At 30.2% G+C, this 19,991-nt stretch carries 23 protein-coding genes; 3 read left to right on the top strand and 20 right to left on the bottom strand.

The window, feature by feature from the left end; translation table 11 throughout:
* Positions 1-82: 82 nt before the first annotated feature.
* From E7419_02790 to E7419_02835, 10 genes are read right to left on the bottom strand one after another with little or no spacing between them, the layout of a single operon-like run.
* Positions 83-607: a cysteine hydrolase gene (locus E7419_02790; protein MBE7014118.1), complete on the bottom strand. Its 525-nt coding sequence runs from the start codon at positions 605-607 to the stop codon at positions 83-85.
* Between the two features lies 1 nt (position 608).
* A complete protein-coding gene (locus E7419_02795; GenBank protein MBE7014119.1) occupies positions 609-1,139 on the bottom strand; it encodes a flavodoxin in 531 nt (176 codons plus the stop codon).
* 18 nt (positions 1,140-1,157) lie between these two features.
* Entirely contained in the window at positions 1,158-2,204 is a 1,047-nt protein-coding gene (locus tag E7419_02800) for a DUF3048 domain-containing protein (GenBank protein ID MBE7014120.1), read from the bottom strand.
* Positions 2,205-2,209: 5 nt separating this feature from the next.
* Entirely contained in the window at positions 2,210-3,238 is a 1,029-nt protein-coding gene (locus E7419_02805) for a galactose mutarotase (GenBank protein MBE7014121.1), read from the bottom strand.
* Between the two features lie 11 nt (positions 3,239-3,249).
* Positions 3,250-3,783 (bottom strand): prolyl-tRNA synthetase associated domain-containing protein, encoded by a 534-nt coding sequence (locus E7419_02810; GenBank protein MBE7014122.1) that lies wholly within the window; start codon positions 3,781-3,783, stop codon positions 3,250-3,252.
* 5 nt (positions 3,784-3,788) lie between these two features.
* A complete protein-coding gene (locus tag E7419_02815; GenBank protein ID MBE7014123.1) occupies positions 3,789-4,670 on the bottom strand; it encodes a hypothetical protein in 882 nt (293 codons plus the stop codon).
* 18 nt (positions 4,671-4,688) lie between these two features.
* A complete protein-coding gene (locus tag E7419_02820; GenBank protein ID MBE7014124.1) occupies positions 4,689-4,970 on the bottom strand; it encodes a hypothetical protein in 282 nt (93 codons plus the stop codon).
* 36 nt (positions 4,971-5,006) lie between these two features.
* Complete coding sequence (locus E7419_02825) at positions 5,007-5,276, bottom strand: hypothetical protein (protein ID MBE7014125.1); 270 nt, start codon at positions 5,274-5,276, stop codon at positions 5,007-5,009.
* A gap of 21 nt (positions 5,277-5,297) precedes the next feature.
* Complete coding sequence (locus E7419_02830) at positions 5,298-5,459, bottom strand: binding-protein-dependent transport permease (protein MBE7014126.1); 162 nt, start codon at positions 5,457-5,459, stop codon at positions 5,298-5,300.
* Positions 5,460-5,485: 26 nt separating this feature from the next.
* Positions 5,486-6,004, bottom strand: coding sequence for a nitroreductase (locus tag E7419_02835; GenBank protein MBE7014127.1), 519 nt, complete (start codon positions 6,002-6,004; stop codon positions 5,486-5,488).
* Positions 6,005-6,136: 132 nt separating this feature from the next.
* On the opposite strand from E7419_02835, the gene cadA reads away from it, so the two are divergent.
* Together cadA and E7419_02845 are read left to right on the top strand one after the other, a co-directional pair.
* A complete protein-coding gene (gene cadA, locus E7419_02840) occupies positions 6,137-8,587 on the top strand; it encodes a cadmium-translocating P-type ATPase (GenBank protein MBE7014128.1) in 2,451 nt (816 codons plus the stop codon).
* A 136-nt stretch (positions 8,588-8,723) separates the two neighbouring features.
* Complete coding sequence (locus E7419_02845) at positions 8,724-9,395, top strand: peptidylprolyl isomerase (GenBank protein ID MBE7014129.1); 672 nt, start codon at positions 8,724-8,726, stop codon at positions 9,393-9,395.
* A 51-nt stretch (positions 9,396-9,446) separates the two neighbouring features.
* On the opposite strand, the gene E7419_02850 is transcribed toward E7419_02845, so the two are convergent.
* From E7419_02850 to serC, 3 genes are all read right to left on the bottom strand, one after another.
* Positions 9,447-9,905: a CYTH domain-containing protein gene (locus E7419_02850; protein ID MBE7014130.1), complete on the bottom strand. Its 459-nt coding sequence runs from the start codon at positions 9,903-9,905 to the stop codon at positions 9,447-9,449.
* A 68-nt stretch (positions 9,906-9,973) separates the two neighbouring features.
* Positions 9,974-11,128, bottom strand: a complete 1,155-nt coding sequence (locus E7419_02855; protein MBE7014131.1) for a 3-phosphoglycerate dehydrogenase — start codon at positions 11,126-11,128, stop codon at positions 9,974-9,976.
* An 18-nt stretch (positions 11,129-11,146) separates the two neighbouring features.
* Positions 11,147-12,229 carry a 3-phosphoserine/phosphohydroxythreonine transaminase gene (serC, locus tag E7419_02860; GenBank protein ID MBE7014132.1) on the bottom strand — a complete coding sequence of 361 codons (1,083 nt, stop codon included), beginning with the start codon at positions 12,227-12,229 and terminating at the stop codon, positions 11,147-11,149.
* 165 nt (positions 12,230-12,394) lie between these two features.
* On the opposite strand from serC, the gene E7419_02865 reads away from it, so the two are divergent.
* On the top strand, positions 12,395-12,838 hold the full coding sequence (locus E7419_02865) for a nucleoside deaminase (protein MBE7014133.1): 444 nt from the start codon (positions 12,395-12,397) through the stop codon (positions 12,836-12,838).
* Between the two features lie 7 nt (positions 12,839-12,845).
* Here E7419_02865 and hemW read toward each other — a convergent pair whose 3' ends face one another.
* The 7 genes from hemW to E7419_02900 all read right to left on the bottom strand — a co-directional run bounded on the left by hemW (position 12,846) and on the right by E7419_02900 (position 19,929).
* Positions 12,846-13,943: a radical SAM family heme chaperone HemW gene (gene hemW / locus E7419_02870; protein MBE7014134.1), complete on the bottom strand. Its 1,098-nt coding sequence runs from the start codon at positions 13,941-13,943 to the stop codon at positions 12,846-12,848.
* Positions 13,940-15,742: an elongation factor 4 gene (gene lepA, locus E7419_02875; protein ID MBE7014135.1), complete on the bottom strand. Its 1,803-nt coding sequence runs from the start codon at positions 15,740-15,742 to the stop codon at positions 13,940-13,942. Before lepA ends, hemW begins: the two co-directional genes overlap by 4 nt.
* A gap of 83 nt (positions 15,743-15,825) precedes the next feature.
* Entirely contained in the window at positions 15,826-17,583 is a 1,758-nt protein-coding gene (locus E7419_02880; protein ID MBE7014136.1) for a Na/Pi cotransporter family protein, read from the bottom strand.
* 35 nt (positions 17,584-17,618) lie between these two features.
* On the bottom strand, positions 17,619-18,341 hold the full coding sequence (locus E7419_02885; GenBank protein ID MBE7014137.1) for a DUF4886 domain-containing protein: 723 nt from the start codon (positions 18,339-18,341) through the stop codon (positions 17,619-17,621).
* Positions 18,342-18,455: 114 nt separating this feature from the next.
* A complete protein-coding gene (locus E7419_02890; protein MBE7014138.1) occupies positions 18,456-19,205 on the bottom strand; it encodes a SigB/SigF/SigG family RNA polymerase sigma factor in 750 nt (249 codons plus the stop codon).
* A complete protein-coding gene (locus E7419_02895; protein ID MBE7014139.1) occupies positions 19,184-19,609 on the bottom strand; it encodes an anti-sigma F factor in 426 nt (141 codons plus the stop codon). Before E7419_02895 ends, E7419_02890 begins: the two co-directional genes overlap by 22 nt.
* A 14-nt stretch (positions 19,610-19,623) precedes the next feature.
* Positions 19,624-19,929, bottom strand: coding sequence for an STAS domain-containing protein (locus E7419_02900; protein MBE7014140.1), 306 nt, complete (start codon positions 19,927-19,929; stop codon positions 19,624-19,626).
* Positions 19,930-19,991: the final 62 nt, after the last annotated feature.

Below are 19,991 nucleotides of genomic sequence, written 5' to 3' on the forward strand. Positions count from 1 at the left end.
AATAAAACAATAAGTCAACCTTTCATTTTTGTTAAAAAATACAAAAGGAGGATGTTTAAATGTTTTAAGCATCCCATTTAGATTATATTACTTCTATATGACATGATTTTAAAACATCAATTGCAGAATTATGTTTGGAAACATTGACACCTGCCATACACAGAGAATGAGCTTTAATTTTTACTTCAGGAAAATGGGCTTTTAATAAAAGTGCGTTTGATATTACGCAAATATCGGTACAAAGCCCTATAAACTCAATTTCCAAATCTTTTAAATCGAAATTTTTTGAAATAATTTCAGGCAACTTAGTTGAACCAAATGTGTTTTTTTCAATCGTAATATAATTTTTATCATTTAGAGCATTTTGAATTTGTAAGTTAAGTTCCCAACCTCTTGTACCTTTTATGCAATGTTCAACCGGAAGGTATTTCCCTTCAAGTGTTTCCATATAATTTTCAAAGTGAGTATCTAAAGTTACCAAAATATCTCCATCAAATTCTCTAATAAGTTTTGCACATGGATTAACAATATTTTCTGCCTCAACTGTACCTAATGCTCCATCAATAAAATCATTTTGCATATCTACAACAACTAAAACTTTATTCATATTATTCACCTTTAACATATTTTATCAGTTCGAATATTGCTTCTTTATCAGAAAAATCTCCGTTTGCATCACATAGTTTAATAAGAAGTTTCTCCATATCGGTTGGATTTTCCTTTAAACTCATAATTTTTTTTAAGCCCTTTATGGCAGTTCTATGCACTGGAGACAATTCTTCAAGAATCATTTTACCAAGAAAATTAAAAACCTTAATCTTCCTTGTTTCATCTGTTTTAAAGTTTTTTTCATAAACAAGTTTATCATAATAATCTCTTACATCAAGAGGTGTAATTCCTGTAGTAAAAACTACTATTTTTTTATCTTTAAACTTATCAAAATTCTTTGTTATAATATAAAGACCGTTTATTATCTCAGCATACAATCCTCCTCCATATATTATAACATCATATTTTAATAAAAAATCAACAGTTATATTTTTCATATCAAAAATATCACATTTGAGTTCCTCTGCAATCCATTCTGCATATTTTTTTGTTGAACCATATTTTGATTTATATACAACAACAGTATTCATAATTTGATCTCCTTAATATTAATTTACAGTTAATGTATATGATGGACTCAAAACATTTATAATAGTTTTTCCGGGATTAATTATCAGTTCGGTTCCATCGGTTTTTCTATAAATGGTATTTGAACTTCTTTTATCTTTTTGCCAGGTTATTTCCTCGTATAAACCGTTTGTAAAATAGTATCCTTTACCTTTCCCTACTGTGTTAATATTTCGTCTTGCAGTCCCATCTCCAAGTGCAGTATCATATTTTAATTCTATTATAATATTTTTAAATTCCAATATTTTTCCGTTTTGCATTTTATGAGGATTATTACCTATGTACTTTTCATATATTTTTTTATCCTGGTTATATTTATATCCTGTGGAATAATTACCTGAATATTTAAGATTTATATTAGTAGCAGTATTTTCACTTTCCAAATCAAAATAATCCGAAGAGAATTTAATACTGTTACTATGGGAAGTTTCAAGAGCGTAGTTTTTCTTTTCTGAAATTTCATTAATATTTTTTATACTGGTATACGCACTGTGCCAATCTCCTTTGAATTTTTGTTCTCTCCAGAAGATATATCCATCTTCTCCAAGAACACCGTTAATCTTATCAATATTAAAATATGATATATCAGTTATCGCCTTAGGACTCCAACCAAAATGTGTGTATATCGCATCATTTTCCATCACATAATCTAAAAAATAATGTCTTGACGAACGGACAGGACCTATTTTTTCAGTTTCAACATTGCGAAATAACGCCATAAATCTTGTTGCTCCGCCTTCAACAATTAACTCATATATAAGATATGCATCATCCATTCCTGATTGTGGTCTTGCATTGTCATCATCGTTATCTATCATAACGGCAACAGGTCTTTTGCTTGTATTAACATATCTATTAAAAAAAGCATCAATTTCTTCCCTGTCTGGATCAATTTTTATTTCTTCAATTTCATCTATTATATCATTGGAGGAAACCGGAATTTCTTCTTTTGCACAACCTGAAAAAAATGTAATTAAAAAAATGAATACAATAATAAAATTCAATACTTTATTCATACGTTCCTCCATATTTTTTATCCTTCAAATTTGTATTCTGTGGTAGAATCAAATTTTTCATTACATTTAAGTATTCCGTTCGGATAGTGATTGTATTTAAGTCCATTAGGAAAAGTTTGTGTTTCAAGGCATATTGCCCCATGCTTAGTGTAAATGTTTTTTCCTTTACACACTCTTTTGGTATCTATAACGTTACCTGTGTATATTTGAACGGCAGGTCTGTCAGTATATATATCCATTTCAATATTTGAAATATCTCCCTTAAGTTTGGCAACCAATCTATATCCGTTTTCATTTAATGAAAAATTGTGATCTATTCCTTCAAACATCCTTATTTGTTCACAATCTGAATTAAAACTTTCTTTCAATGTTTTAGGAATAGAAAAATCAAATGGAGTATCTTTAACACTCAATACTTCTCCAAACGGTATACATTCTGAAGTATTAGGTGTATAAAAATCTGAGTTCAGCCATAATGTGTGATTATCAATCGCACCTGCAGAGTGACCATTTAAATTAAAGTAACTGTGATTTGTTAAATTCATAACTGTATCTTTATCACATAAAGCTTCGTAATGTATTTTTAAAGAATTTTCTTTAGTAAGAGTGTATGTTACCTTAATATTAGCATTTCCAGGAAATCCTTCTTCACCATCAGGGCTTGTAAGTTCCAGTATAAGCGACGGTTCATCGGAATCAACCGTTGTTGCACTCCAGACTTTTTTATCAAAACCTGATTTACCTCCATGAAGATTATTTCTTCCGTCATTATTATATAGTTTGTATACTTTTCCTGATAGTTCAAATTCAGAATTTTCTATACGATTAGAGTTTCTGCCTATTAATGCACCAAAATATCCATCATTATCAAGATAGTCTTCTAAATTATCTCTGCCAAGAACGACGTCAATTCCTTTATAGACAAGGCTTTTTATTATTCCACCATAATTAAATATTTCAGCAACAAGTCCGTTTTCGTTATTTAAAGTAAATAAAAAAACTTCATTGCCATCTATACTGGATATTTTTGTTTTCGTAATACTCATAAAATTTCTCCTCATAATTTTACTACTGTATATTCATGGGCTGTTGCCGGTATAATTTTTTCTATCATATCTTTGGTTTTTATTTTAAGGCTTGATGTATTAACCAAAGGATGACATCCGATATATTGGTCATTGAGAATATCCTCGTCAATTAGAAGTTTCACATTAAACTCTTTATCATTAATAAGACCTAAAACGCTAACCGAACCAGGTAGAACATCAAGATATTTTTCCATATATAAACTATCGGCAAAAGATAACCTTGCAGAGCCTATTTGTTTTGATAAATCTTTAGTTAAAAAAGGCTTGTCCCCTGGAAGAAGCAAAAGATAAAAATTTGTTTTCTGCCTGTTACATAAAAACAGATTTTTACAAATTTTACAATCAAGTACTGTTTCAATATCTTTGCACAAATCCATTGTATCAGCAGAATTATGGTCAACTCTTAAATATTCAATATTTAATTTATCTAAAAATTCATATACCTTTATTTCTTTTTCTAATCTGCCATTTAAATCACAAGGCATCCCTTTAAATAATTCCATATAAACTAATTCCTTTTTATTATTTGATTTTTAATTTCCAATATTTCCTGTTCGTTTTCTAAAATTTTCTGACCTATAACAACTATTCCAAGTTCTTTGTCGTCGTAAAAAGCAATAAGATATTTTTTTATTTCATCAGTTTTAAAGTTTTTTACATCATACAAGGTTAATTTCATTGTATGAGGCGTAGCAGTATAATGACTTAACTGAGGTCCAATAATATTTTTAAGTATTTCGTAATCATCAGTATTAAACAAATTGTCAAGTTTAATATCACACGAAATGGCACTGTTTGTTACAATTTCGTAGTCATTCCCTAAAAATTTAAAAATTTCAGAAAGCAATTCACTAAGTGAATTTTCAAATTTAATCTTTAAAACTTCATCGTAATAGTCTTCAAATAAATCAATATTTTTTGTCGCATTATTTATGTATTCAGGCTTAAAAATTTCCATGCCTTTTCGTTCGTAAAGGAAATTTCTGCTGTAATAAACACCCGAAAAGGCAGTTCCGGAATAATTATCAAAAAATAAATATGTAATTTCTTCCAAATCATCTATAAGAGAAAATATTAAAGCAACATTTTTATTAAGATTTAGGTAATCTATATTTCTGTAATTCGACCTGTCATATACTTTAAAAGAAATAGTTAGTCTTATAGGGAATGTATTTTCATCAACTGAAATATCCTCTGCTTTATAAGAAGAAAAATTTGTTATATCTACAATTTGCCCGACCACTTCAATATTTTCAAGTTTAGTATTTCTATATGAATAAATTTCTTCTAAGCCTGTTTTAGCACTGTTATAATATTTAGCAGAGATAAAAAAAGCAAAGATTAGTCCAATAATTATAATCGGAATAAAAATATATAATAATTTTTTCATATAAATACCCCTCTTTACTTAATAAACATACTTACAAAACGGACATTTGGGGTAATCACAATCATGTAGTTTCCCGCACTCAGGACATTTAACCTGTGCAATTTTACTGTCTGAACTTTCGTTTGCATGATAAAATTCAATCTTTCCACATTCCGGGCAAGAAAAAATATCAACATTCATTGAGCCTGCAAGCAAATTAGGTAAATCACCTAAAATCCATCCTGTTTCACCAAGTTGTATCTTCTTTTGGCCACTGTATTTCATTTTATTATTACATCTTAAACAAATAAGTTCTTTCATATTCTACTCCATTAATGTTTTTATAAAAAATTTATCTTAATTAACTTCTTTACCACATTCAGGACAGTATTTTGGCATTTCTACTACAAGTCGTATATCTTCAATTCCTGATATAGTTAAAAATGAGTGTGAACAATATGGACATCTGCAAAAAATAAAAATCTGCAGATAAGATATACCTAATAATATAAATCCAGCAATTTTAACTATAGATGTATATTCCTCAACAAAAAATCCAATACAAATTATTATAACTGAAATTGCAGTACCTATTATCCATGCTATTCTGCTTTTTTCGTGTTTCAAAGCACACACCCTCTTTTTATATTACTTATTCTTCTCATTAAAATAAATGATAAATGCTCCCATAACGGCAATAGCAACAATAGAACCTACTTCTGAAAACCCATTCATTTCATCATATCCAAAAGCAGTCCCAAATAACCCTAAAACAAGCGTAACTATCAATGCTAAAAATGCTTTTCCCATTTTATTTACCACCTCATAAAAATAGTTTAAAATGTATCATATATTACAGTTTCGTTAATAGGACGATTCTTTATATGAAACTCATGAGGTACCGATGTATCAGACGGATAACCTAACATCAAAAGAGCCAAAGGTTTTATATTGTCCGGAATATTAAACTCTGATTTAATGGCTGACGGATCAAAATGCATTACCCAGCAACAACCGACTCCGATATTATGTGCCTCAAGCATCATATGTGTAGCAACAATGGCAGCATCAACAGGTGCTGAAATCGCATCATCATATTTCCTTTTCCAAGTTTCATCTTCATTATAACATACAAGCATTGCGCATGGTGCGTCAAAATGACACTTTGTGCATTTTTTGAGTTTTTCAATTGTATTATCAGTATTCAATACAAGTATTCTTTGCGGTTGAAAATTACAACCTGTCGGCGCTTTGTGTGATGCATTTAAAATTTTGGTAATACATTCGTTTGACAAATGTTCAGGTTTAAATTGTCTTACAGAGTATCTTTCTTCAATAAGTTTTTCAAATTCCATATGTAATACCTCTTTTTTTTAATTAATTGTATCACAAAATATTTTGTATGTAAAGATGTGCATTTGACAAAGGAAAAATAATTTTATATAATAAAAATAACATAAAACAACAAATTATAATGGAGGGATAAAATGGAATATAATGTTTCAGGCATGAGTTGTGCTGCATGTTCTCAAAGAGTTGAGAAAGCAGTTTCTTCATTACCAAATGTTGAATCATGCACAGTAAATTTGCTTACCAATTCAATGAATGTTTCAGGAACTGCAACTGACCAAGAAATAATAGATGCTGTAATTAAAGCAGGTTATAGCGCAAGTAAAAAAGGTGAAAACGATAATAATTTTAAAAAAGAAGAAACTACATTAGATGAAACAAAAACTCTTAAAAGAAGAATTGTATCTTCCCTGTTCTTTTTAGTCATCTTAATGTACTTTTCAATGGGTAATACAATGTTTGGATTACCACTTCCTGAATTCTTAAGTAAAAATTCTCTTGCAATATGTTTAATTCAAATGCTTCTTGCTATTATAGTAATGATAATCAACAAAAAATTCTTTATAAGCGGTTTTAAAGGAATATTAAACAAATCTCCTAACATGGACTCTCTTGTTGCACTTGGATCTTTTTCATCTTTTGCATACAGCTTATGTATTTTGTTTTATATGACTCAATTATATGTAGAAGGTAATATAACACTTGCAAACCATCAATTGCACGAAGTTTACTTTGAGTCAGCGGCAATGATTTTAACGCTCATTACTGTTGGTAAAACATTAGAATCAGTTTCAAAGAAAAAAACAACTGATGCAATTAATAGCCTTATAAATCTTGCACCGAAAACTGCAACAGTAGTAAGAAACGGCAAAGAAATGGTTATACCTGTAAAAGATATTATAAAAGGTGATATATTCTTAGTTAAACCGGGAGAAAGCATTCCTGCTGACGGAGTAATAATTGAAGGTCATTCTGCCGTTAATGAATCAGCACTTACAGGAGAAAGTATTCCTGTTGATAAAGAAATTGGTGATTTAGTATCGCAATCAACAATAAATGAGTATGGTTTTTTAAAATGCGAAGCGCAAAAAGTCGGTGAAGAAACACTATTTTCTAAGATTATTAAAACTGTAAATGATGCATCATCTTCAAAGGCTCCGATTGCCAAAGTGGCAGACAAAGTTTCAGGGATATTTGTTCCCATTGTTATTATAATAGCAATTATAACATTTTTTGTATGGCTAGTCTTGGGTGAAAGCATCGGATTTTCTCTTGCAAGAGCAGTTTCCGTACTTGTAATCAGTTGCCCTTGTGCCTTAGGCCTTGCAACTCCTGTTGCAATTATGGTCGGTAACGGTGTAGGTGCAAAGCACGGAATACTTTTTAAAAATGCTCAGGCGCTTGAATATACCGGTAAAATTAAAATAATTGCACTCGATAAAACAGGTACAATTACAAAAGGAAAACCTGAGGTTACGGATATTATACCATTTTCAACAAGCAAAGAAGAATTATTAAAGTATGCATATTCTCTTGAACTTAAAAGCGAACATCCTCTGGCTAAAGCCATTATTAAAAAAGCACAGGAAGATAATATAACACATTTTGAGAGCGAAGATTTTAAAATTCTTCCGGGAAATGGATTAAGTGCGACAATAAATGAAAATAAGGTTTACGGAGGAAATTTAAAATTTATAGAAAAATTTATTTCAGTAGACGATAAAATATTAAACAAAGCAAATGAATTATCAGAAAATGGTAAGACTCCCCTTTTCTTTTCTAAGGAAAATGTTCTTTTGGGAATTATTGCAGTAACTGATACGATAAGAGAAGACAGTTTCTTTGCAATAAAAGAATTAAAACAAATGGGAATTAAAACTGTTATGTTAACAGGTGATAATATTAAAACTGCATCTGCAGTAAAAAAACAGGTTTTAGTTGATGAAGTTATAGCTGATGTTTTACCAAATGATAAAGCAAGTAAAATATTAAACCTTAAAAGTTACGGGAAAACTGCAATGGTTGGTGACGGTATAAACGATGCACCTGCACTTATATCAAGTGATGTTGGAATAGCTATTGGCGGAGGGACAGATGTTGCAATTGAAACTTCTGATGTTGTCCTTTTGAAAAACAGTTTATCAGATATACCTAAATTAATTAAATTAAGTAAAAAAACTTTAAAAATAATACATCAGAACTTATTTTGGGCATTTATATACAATATAATTGGAATACCTCTTGCTGCAGGCGTATTTATACCATTTTTCAACTTAAAACTAAATCCTATGTTCGGTGCTTTAGCAATGAGTTTATCCAGTTTTTGTGTTGTAACAAATGCTTTAAGATTAAATAATATAAAATTTAACAAAAAGGAGAAAAAGAAGATGGAAGTAAAAATGAACATTGAAGGTATGATGTGTATGCATTGCGAGGCAAGAGTGAAGAAATGTTTAGAAGAAATAGATGGTGTTTCCGAAGCTATTGTAAATCACGAACAAAACTCTGCAATTGTTAAAATGACAAAAGAAATTCCATTTGATACATTGAAAAAAACTGTTGAAGCGCAAGGCTATAAAGTTATATAAGATTATTGATTTTATTGTTATTTTATGATACAATGTAATAAAAAAGAAAATGGAGATTTTTAATATGGAAATTAAAATACTTGCAAAAGTAAACGGAACACCTGTTACAAGTCAGGATGTTGATAATGAAATTAAAATGCTTGGTCAAAGAGGTCAGGAATTTAACAATCCACAAGGAAGAGAAATAGTTTTGGAACAAATTATAGCAAGAAAATTATTCTTACTTGACGCTATAAAAAACGGATATGAATATAATCCTGTTTTTAAAGATGAACTTCAAAAACTAAAAGAAGATTTACTTGCCAACTTTGCTATTACAAAAGCAGTTGAAAATGTAAAAGTTACCGAAGAAGATATTAAAGAGTTTTATAACAATAATAAAGATAAAATGATTGCGCCTGAAACTGTTAACGCAAGTCATATTTTAGTTGATGATGAAAATAAAGCAAAAGAACTTTTAGAAGAAATCAAATCAGGAAAAATTACTTTTGAGGAAGCGGCAAAAAATAACAGTTCCTGCCCATCTTCTCAAAACGGAGGTAGTTTAGGTGAATTTGGAAAAGGTCAAATGGTTCCTGAATTTGATACATTTGTTTTCTCAATGAATGTTGGCGAAATATCAGGACCTTGTAAAACTCAGTTCGGTTATCATTTAATAAAATTAAATTCAAAAACCGAAGCAAAAGAAATACCATTTGATGATGTTAAAGAAAATATTGCAATGCAACTTACTGCAGAAAAACAGCAAGCTGCTTATCAGTCAAAAATTAATCAAATGAAAATATTATATCCTGTTGATAAGTTCTAAAATATTTACTGTTTGTATTTTTGATATAATAAATTTTAAAAGCCTGTTCATTCAAAGAACAGGCTTTTTTGCCAAATTATGATTTGAATATCTCTTATCATCAGTTACTTCTTTTTCAATAAATGGAGGAAGAGAAAATTCTTCTTCTTCACTTTCAAGTTCAATTTCTGCTATAATTATCCCCTTGTTTTTACCTTCAAAAACATCAATTTCCCACATTTTTTTATCATAAGGATAAGTGTATCTCGTTTTTTCCAAAACTTCGCCTGAACAAGCATTTTCAAGAAGATTCAATGCATCATCATAAGGGATTTCATATTCAAACTCGCCTCTTGATAACTTACTTTTTCTATATTTAACTGTAAGAAATGCTTTGTCATTAAAGGTCCTTACTCTGACAACTTTCCCATCTTGTGATGAAATATACCCTTGCTTTATTTTAATCTTTTCTATAGCTTTTTTTACATCAAATTCTTTTACCAAAAATTTTCTTTCAATTTCAATATTCATATACTATCCTTTTTATCAAAAAAAGGGCTAAAACATAACCCTTTTTTAACTAATTTTAAATTCTTATTTTATATTACTCTTACTCTGATTATACCTTCAATACCTTCAATGTCTTTAACAACACTTTCGCTGATATCTCCTGTAACGTCAACCATAGTGTAAGCAACATTATTCCTGCTTCCGTTAATCATACCTTCAATATTTATACCATCTTTAGCAAGTTGATTTGAAATCTGACTTAACATATTAGGAATATTTTCGTGAATAACAGTTATTCTTATATCTGTTGATCTTGGCATTGTAACTTTAGGGAAATTAACAGAATTAACAATATTACCGTTTTCCAAAAAGTCCATAATTTGTTTAACAGCCATAACAGCACAGTTATCTTCTGCTTCAGGTGTTGATGCACCTAAATGAGGAATAGCAACAACATTTTTATATGTATGAAGACTGTTACATGGAAAATCGCAAACATATTTTGCAACTTTTCCGTCATCAATTGCTTCTTTCATTGCGTCAGACTCAACAAGTTCTGCTCTTGAGAAATTTAAAATTCTTACTCCGTCTTTCATTTGCGCAATTGTCTGAGTATTAATCATAGACTGAGTATCTTTGTTGAATGGAAGATGAAGTGTGATATAATCACAGTTTTCATATATTTCTTTTAAATCAGTTGCTCTTTTTATTGATTTCGAAACACTCCATGCAGCATCAACTGAAATAAAAGGATCGTAACCTATAACTTCCATACCAAGATGAGATGCAGTATTTGCAACTAAAACGCCGATTGCTCCTAAACCTATAACCCCTAATTTTTTACCCATAATTTCAGGACCTACAAAAGCCCCTTTTCCTTTTTCAACATCTTTTGCTATCTGGTCTGAATCAAGAGTTTCTGCCCATTTGATACCACCGACAATATCTCTGGATGCAAGGAAAAGCCCTGCAATAACAAGTTCTTTTACAGCATTAGCATTTGCTCCGGGAGTATTGAATACAACAATACCCTCCTCAGCACATTTTTCAACAGGGATATTGTTTACCCCTGCACCTGCTCTGCCGATTGCAAGTAAACTTTTAGGCATATCATATTCATGCATATTAAAACTTCTTAAAATAACAGCATCAGGATTTTCTATATTATCTGAAATTTTATAATCAGATGTAAACTTACTAAGACCAATCTTAGAAATTTTATTAAGAGTTAATATATTGCTCATTTTAATCACCATTTATAATTATTTATTTTCCATTTCAAATTTTTTCATAAATTCAACTAATTTTTTAACACCTTCAATTGGCATAGCATTATATATACTTGCTCTCATACCGCCAACACTTCTATGCCCTTTTATGTTAACAAAACCATTTGCTTTAGCTTCTTTTACAAATTTATCATCAAGTTCAGGATTTCCTGTAACAAATGTTGCATTCATTATAGAACGGTCTTCTTTTTCGGCACAACCTTTAAACAAGTTAGACTCATCTAAATAGTTATATAAAATACCTGCTTTTTCAATGTTGATTTTTTCAATAGCAGAAACACCGCCAAGGCTCTTTATCCATTCTAACACTAAACCACACATATATATACTGTATGTCGGAGGTGTGTTATACATAGAATCATTTTTAGCATGAACACTGTAATCAAGCATTGTAGGTGTAATAGGCAATGCATTTCCGATTAAATCTTCTCTTATAATTACTACAGTTAAACCTGCAGGACCAATATTCTTCTGAGCACCTGCATATAATAAACCAAACTTAGAAACATCTAATTTTTCAGATAATATACATGAAGAAATATCAGCAACCAAAGGAACATTTCCTGTATCAGGAATATAGTTATATTTTGTTCCATAGATTGTATTATTAAGTGTTATATGTACAAAATCTGCGTCTTTTGAAAAATCACTGTTTGAAAGTTTTGGAATATATGAAAAAGTTTTATCTTTACTTGATGCAACAATATTTGCTTCCCCAAATTTTGCACCTTCGTCTGCTGCTTTTCCTGCAAACTGACCAGTAACAACATAATCGGCTTTCATATTTTTACCATATAAATTAAGGGGAACCATGGCAAACTGTGTAGAAGCTCCACCTTGCAAAAATAACACTTTATAATTTTCAGGTATGTTCATAAGCTCATAAAACATACTGTTTGCTTTAAAAATAATATCTTCATAATCTTTTGAACGGTGACTCATTTCCATAACTGACATACCACTATTGCCATAACATGTAAGTTCAGATGCCGCTTTTTTCAAGACATCAAGTGGTAATGAAGATGGTCCGGCCGAAAAATTAAATACTCTTTCCATAAAAAAATCCTTCTTTTCTAAATATATATTTTTTCTATAATTATACATCAAAAGAAAAACATAGTCAACTGATTTTATCATATTTCTCAATATTGTTAAAAAATTATCAACTTGTATTCTATTGACATACTGTAAAAATAAATATATTATTAGATTGGTGATAATATGAATGAAAATTTTATGAAAGTTGCAATAGAGGAAGCAAAAAAAGCTTTTAAAATAAATGAGATTCCTGTTGGAGCAATAATTGTTAAAGATAATAAAATTATAGCAAAAGCACATAATTTAAAAGAAAAAAATCAAAATCCCCTTCACCATGCCGAAATTCTTGCTATAGAAAGCGCCTGTTCATTACTTAATAACTGGCGCCTTAACGACTGCGATATATATGTTACATTGGAACCATGTGTAATGTGTGCAGGTGCAATACTCAGTGCAAGAATTAAAAATTTATATTTTGGTGCTTATGATTTTAAACTTGGTGCATGTTATTCAAACGATAATATATTTAAAACAAACAAAGAAATATGTCATACAACTGTTTATGGCGGAATAATGGAAGAAGAATGTAAAAAAATAATAGGTAATTTTTTTGAAAACAAAAGATAACTACCTATTATATAAAATCACTTAAAATATAATTTGAAACTGAAAAACCTTTTTCGGTAAAGAAAAGGTTTTTTTCTTTTAACTCCATAAAACCCATATCAATATATTTTATTAATTTAGAATTATTATCTTTAAAAAAATCCTTTGAAAATCTCTCTTTGTAATCATCAAGGTTAATCCCTTTACACATTCTCAAGCCTGTAATAACATAATCTTTGGAAAGTTCATTAGTATCTTCTTTTACTGTTTTTTCAACCGGCTTTTTATTATTATTTAAAGAACTGATATAGTCACTCATATTACTAAAGTTGGAAAATCTTGTATCACAAATAAAAGAATGTGAATTAAGTCCAAGTCCAAGATAATCTTCCATTTGCCAGTATTTTACATTATGACGACATTCATACCCTTCTTTTGCATAGTTTGAAATTTCATATCTGTTATATTGACTTAATTCTTCTTTTAAACATTCAAACATTCTCCTTTCAGTTTCCTCATCGGGTAAATTTAAATCCATAGAATAAAAAGGAGTGTTTTGTTCTATAATCAGTGAATAAGAAGAGATATGCGTAGGATTAAGTTTTTTAACTTCATACAGGGTATTTTTAAAACTTTCAAAAGTTTGATCAGGAATTCCAAACATTGTATCTATATTTATATTTGTAAAACCTGAATTTATTACAAGCTCGTAACTTTTTAAAAAATCATAAAATGTGTGAATTCTTCCTAAAATTTTAAGTTCATTATCATTTGCAGACTGCATTCCTATACTGATTCTGTTAATTCCCGAGTCTTTATATGCTTTTAATTTCTCAAAAGTTAATGTTTTAGGATTAGTTTCTATAGTTACTTCGCAATCAGAAGAAATATCAATTTTAGATAAAATCTTAGAAATATAGTTATGGGGAACACAAGACGGTGTTCCCCCACCTATAAATACTGAATCAATTTTTCTTTTATTTATTAAATCAGAATATAAATCTATTTCTTTTTCAAGAGCCTCAAAATAATTAATAAAATCAGAATTTGAAAATGAAACAAAATCACAATAATTGCACTTTTTCACACAAAAAGGAATATGAATATAAATTCCTAAATTCATCATAATTTTAAAACCGACATAAATGCTTCCTGAGGAAGTTCTACCGAACCTACCTGACGCATTCTTTTCTTTCCTTCTTTTTGCTTTTCTAAAAGTTTCTTCTTTCTTGTTATATCCCCACCATAGCATTTAGCAAGAACGTCTTTCCTCATTGCTTTAACAGTTTCTCTTGCAATAATTTTATTGCCTATTGCAGCCTGGATAGGAATTTCAAAAAGTTGTCTTGGTATAACTTCTTTAAGTTTTTCTGCCATCTTTCGACCTCTTCCATAAGCTTTTTCACTATGAACAATGAAAGATAAGGCATCAACAACATCGCCGTTTAAAAGTATATCCAATTTAACAAGTTTAGACTCTTTATATCCGCATAGTTCATAGTCGAAAGATGCAAAACCTTTAGTTCGTGATTTTAGAGCATCAAAGAAATCATAAACTATCTCATTAAGCGGCATTTCGTAATGAAGTTGAGTTCTTGTACTGTCAAGATACTTCATATCAATATAATTTCCCCGCCTTTCCTGGCAAAGTTCCATTATATTCCCTACAAATTCAGTTGGTGTTATGATTATCGCCTTAACAATCGGTTCCTGCATAGATGCAATTTCTGACGGGTCTGGTAAATTTGTTGGATTATCAATATCCATTTGAGTACCATCGGTTTTGTTTATTTTATATATAACACTCGGAGCAGTTGTTATAATATCAAGATTATATTCTCTTTCCAATCTTTCCTGAATAATTTCCATGTGTAATAAACCTAAGAAACCACAACGGAATCCAAATCCTAATGCAATTGATGTTTCCGCCTCGAAAATAAGAGCAGCATCATTTAACTGCAATTTATCAAGAGCATCTCTTAAATCATTGTATTTTGAACCATCGGCAGGATAAATACCACAAAAAACCATTGGATTAACTTTCTTATAACCTGGCAACGCTTCACTTGCAGGATTAAAAGATAAAGTCACAGTATCGCCCACACGGGTATCTTTAACATTTTTTATACTCGCTGCAATATATCCAACTTCACCTGCTTTTAAAGAACCGTGATTAAAAGTTCCATCAGGCTCTAAATATCCTGCTTCAGTAACAGTAAATTCTTTTTTTGTATTCATAAGCCTGATACTGTCACCAACAGAAACACATCCGTCAACAACTCTTACCATAATAATTACTCCTTTATAACTATCATAATAAGAATCAAAAATCAGCGCTTTTAAAGGTGCATTTTCATTACCATTTGGTGCAGGAACATATTCAACGATTTTTTCTAAAACTTCCTCAATATTCGTTCCCATTTTAGCAGAAATAAGCGGTGCATGCTGTGCTTCTATTCCTATAATGTCCTCAATTTCATCTTTAACTTCCTGAGGTCTTGCGCTTGGTAAATCTATTTTATTTATAACAGGTACAATTTCCAGATTATCTTCAACTGCAAGATAAGTATTCGCTAATGTTTGTGCTTCGATACCCTGAGATGCATCTACTACCAGTATTGCGCCCTCACATGCTGCAAGACTTCGTGACACTTCATAGTTAAAGTCAACATGCCCTGGTGTATCAATAAGATTAAGTGTGTAAATATTACCATCTTTTGCCTTATATTCCATTTTTACAGCACGTGCTTTAATTGTAATACCTCTTTCTCTTTCAAGTTCCATATTATCCAAAAGTTGTTCCTTACTTTCTCTTTCAGTAACAACACCTGTAAATTCTAAAAGTCTGTCTGCAAGAGTTGATTTACCATGGTCAATATGGGCAATTATAGAGAAATTTCTAATATTTTCTTGATTGTATGACATATAAATTCCCTTTCACATTATATAATAATTTATTATATCAAATAAATATAATTTTGTAAACAAAAAAGTCCTTCCGGACTTTTTTATATACTGTATTTTTCTTTATATTCTTCATACATTTTACTGAATTCTTCATCGTTTCCGGTTTTAACTGCATTAAGATATTCGTGAACTTCAAATGAATCATTGTGTATTTCAATAAAGCAAACAGCAATGTTTGAGCAATGGTCAGCAACCCTTTCGTAATTACTTAGTATATCCGAAAGAATAAAACCAAGTTCCATTGTACAGTCGCCCTGAGTTAGTCTTTCAATATGACCACTTTTAATTTTTCTGTTAAGTCTGTCAATAACCTGTTCTAATGGTTCAACACTTTTCGCTATATCTATATTATCATCAGATAGTGTAATGTATGATAAATCAAGAATTTCAATAACTGCAGATGTTATAACTTTAATATCTGCCCATGCTTTTTTAGAAAAAGATACTTTTTTATCAAATATTTCTTTTGCACTTTCTGCAATATTTAACGCATGGTCGGATATTCTTTCAATATCACCTATACAATGTAAAAGTTCAGTAACAACTTTACTATCTTTTACCGAAGTATCTGACGCAGCGATTTTAACAAGATAGGTACTTGTTTTATCTTCATATTTATCAACTAATGTTTCTAATTTTTTAATTTCTTCAAATTTATTTACATCAAAGTTATATAATAATTCAGTTGCACTTTTGAATGTATCAATAGAAATTTTCGCCATATCACAAACGAGGTCTTTACACTTTTCAACAGCAAAGGATGGCATTGATAAGAAACGTTCATCTAATGTATCAAATACATCAACTTCTTTTTCATCAGTACTTTGTTTAACAGTTTTATATGCAAGTTTTTCAATAAATGAACAAAATGGTAATAAAATTACAGTAGAAACAATATTAAACAATGTATGGATAACTGCAATATCGAAAGCTGATGCCCGATTATCCATAAACGAAAAACCAACAATATTATTTAATAAGTAAAAAATACCTGCTACAATAACGACGCCAATCATTTTAATATACAGACAGGACAACGCTACCCTTTTTGACTCAGCATTTCCGCTTATTGAGGAAATAATAGGAGTTATTGTAGTACCTATATTCTGCCCAAGTATAACAGGGAGTGCAGTAGAATACGGAATTATACAAGATAAGGACAACGCCTGTAAAACCCCGACTGACGCTGATGAAGATTGAATAATCGCCGTAAACAATGTACCAACAAGAATCCCCATAATTGGGTTATCAGAAAACATTGTAAGAATATTTATAAAACTTTGATTATCTCTTAACCCTTCTACAGCACCACTCATTGCATCCATACCAAACATAAGTATAGAAAAACCAATCAGAATTGTACCTGTATTCTTTTTGGAATCCTTTTTTGACGTCATAATCATAAGCAGGCCAATAAGTGCCAAAACAGGTGTAAAAGACTCAGGCTTAAATAGTTTTATAATTGTTGCCGTTCCCTGAATATCTGCTGTACTAAGCAACCATGAAGTAACAGTTGTACCAACATTTGCACCCATTATAATACTTATAGTCTGGCTAAGTTTCATAATACCCGAATTTACAAAACCAACAAGCATAACGGTTGTTGCAGATGATGATTGAATAACTGCAGTAACTATAAGACCAAGAAAAAAGCCTTTAAATCTTGTAGATGTAAGTCTTGCTAAAATAGACTCTAACTTTCCTCCTGCTAACTTTTTAAGTCCGTCCCCCATAAGATCCATTCCATACAAGAAAAGGACCAATCCGCCTATAAGGTTTAAAACGCTAAAAATATCCATTTATTTTCTCCTTATTACACAAAAAATTTTATATACTATTTTGTAATTTCCTCAACGCATTCTTTTATAAGTTTGATATCTTCTTTAAGTATTTCCTCATCAAAATCAGAAAATGTATTATTTAATACGCTGTTTCCTGTAATCATTTTATACCATAAAAGCCCGGCTGCATATCTTCCAATACCTAAACTTAAATGGAATGAATCTCTGTGAATTTTTAAAATACCTCTTTTAATAAGTTTTTGCATCAATTCTCCTGACGGAATCAAAAAGTCAGCATTAATATCTTCTGCTGCTTTTTTATATGCGTTTTCTATATCTGAAAACATATCAATCTGAGTTAAATATCCCATTTGATTAGTAAGTTTATCACTGCCTTCTTCGTAAGCCCAAGTCTGATGAATTGCAATTTTTGCTTTTGGACAACACTCGCTTACATATTTAAAAAGCATATCAAGATAAGGCTGATATGAATTATAATCAGTACTGAAATTACTTGCCTGTTGTAAGGTTATAATGTCCCAATCTCTGTTAAGAAGTGCTTCCTTTAAAGAAACTTGAAATCCGGTACTTTCTCCATTCATTTCGAGCATATATTCTCTTTCTTCACTAAGCATATTTCTATAATGACGGGACAATGGACATCCCCCGATATATAAATTAAAAGTTGTTAAATCAACTCCATCACATTTTGCAATTCTTGATATATATCTTTGTGCATCGCAAGAAAAACTGTTTCCAATTGATAAGACATTCATTTCAATTTCCTCCGTACTCACATGACATTTTAGATTTTCGATTATTCTACAAATTATTATAACATATTTTATTTTTTTTTCAATAAAAAAAAGGCTTTTTTTGCCTTTTTTTATCTATGTTGAAGATATATACATATTTTTAAGTTCTTTTAAAACTTTTTTTTCTATTCTGCATACCTGGACTTGTGAAATACCAAGTATTTTTGCCACTTGCTCCTGAGTCATTTCATTAAAAAATCTGAACATAATTACTTGCCTTTTTTTACCGTCAAGTTTTGATAACATTTCTTTTAAAGCAATTTTATCAACTATCTGTTCTTCTGTTATAGCTTTATCATCAGCAATTTTATCTTTTAAATATAATTTATTTTCATCTGAGTCAATCGTTTCTTCTAATGAATATACTGATTCTGATGCATTCAAAGTGTAAATTATGTCTTCAATGGATACGCCTAACTCATTCGCTAAATCGCTCATTTTAGGAGCTTTTGAAAATTTAGTTTCAAATTTTGATTGTGCATATTTTATTTTTATATATAGTTCCTTTACATTTCTTGAAACCTTTACCATACCGTCATCACGTAAAAATCTTTTTATCTCTCCTGAAATCATAGGAACTGCATAAGTGGAAAACTTAACATCGTATGACTCACTAAAATTCATCATTGCTTTATAAAGACCTATCATTCCAAGCTGTATTAAATCTTCATTATCTGTACCCCGTCCGACAAATTTTTTTACTACAAGATAAACAAGTCCCTTATTCTTCAAAAGGAACTCATCCTGAGCATCTTTTTCTCCATGTTGTGCTTTTTTTAGCAATGAATTGTCAAATTCAATAATCAAGAAAGATACCTCTTTAATGTCACAGTTGTCCCCTTATTAACCTGTGAAATAATATGTACCTCATCCATAAAAGTTTCCATAACAGTAAATCCCATTCCTGATCTTTCGTCTGTGTTTCCAGTTGTATATAAAGGCTGTCTTGCTTTGTTTATATCTTCTATTCCTTTACCCATATCCTTGATTGATATTTCAATTATCCTGTCTTTATATATTCTGGTTGTTAAAGTTATAATTCCAACTGTATTTTCATATCCGTGAATTATGGAGTTTGTAACCGCTTCGGAAACTGCAGTTTTTATATCAGTAAGCTCGTTGAGTGTCGGATCAAGTTGTGAAACAAAGGAAGAAACAGCAACCCTTGCAAAACTTTCATTAGCCGAACGGCTTAAAAACTCTAATTTCATTTCATTTAAAATTTCCATATTCCCCATCCTTTCTATATAATTTCGGCAAAATTATGTATTCCTGCCATTTTAAGTATTTTTATTATTTTATCATCTCTGACCCTTATTTTTACATAACCCGAAACCGCTTCCATATTCTTAACTCTGCCCATAATAAGAGCAATTCCGGAACTATCCATAAATTGTAAATTTGTAAAGTCAAATATTAACACATTATAAATTCCTGATGCCAGTTTTAAATCTATTTTTTCTCTTAAATTTTTGGCATTATGATGATCGAGTTCTCCCGAAATTTTTGCGGTAAGAACTGTTTTTCTAACCTCAAAAGATAAATTCATTCATCTCGTCCTTTCCATAAAAAAATATCTCCTGTATAGCATACAAGAGATATTTCTATAAA

Source organism: Oscillospiraceae bacterium, assembly GCA_015068525.1.
GTDB lineage: Bacteria > Bacillota > Clostridia > UMGS1840 > HGM11507 > SIG450.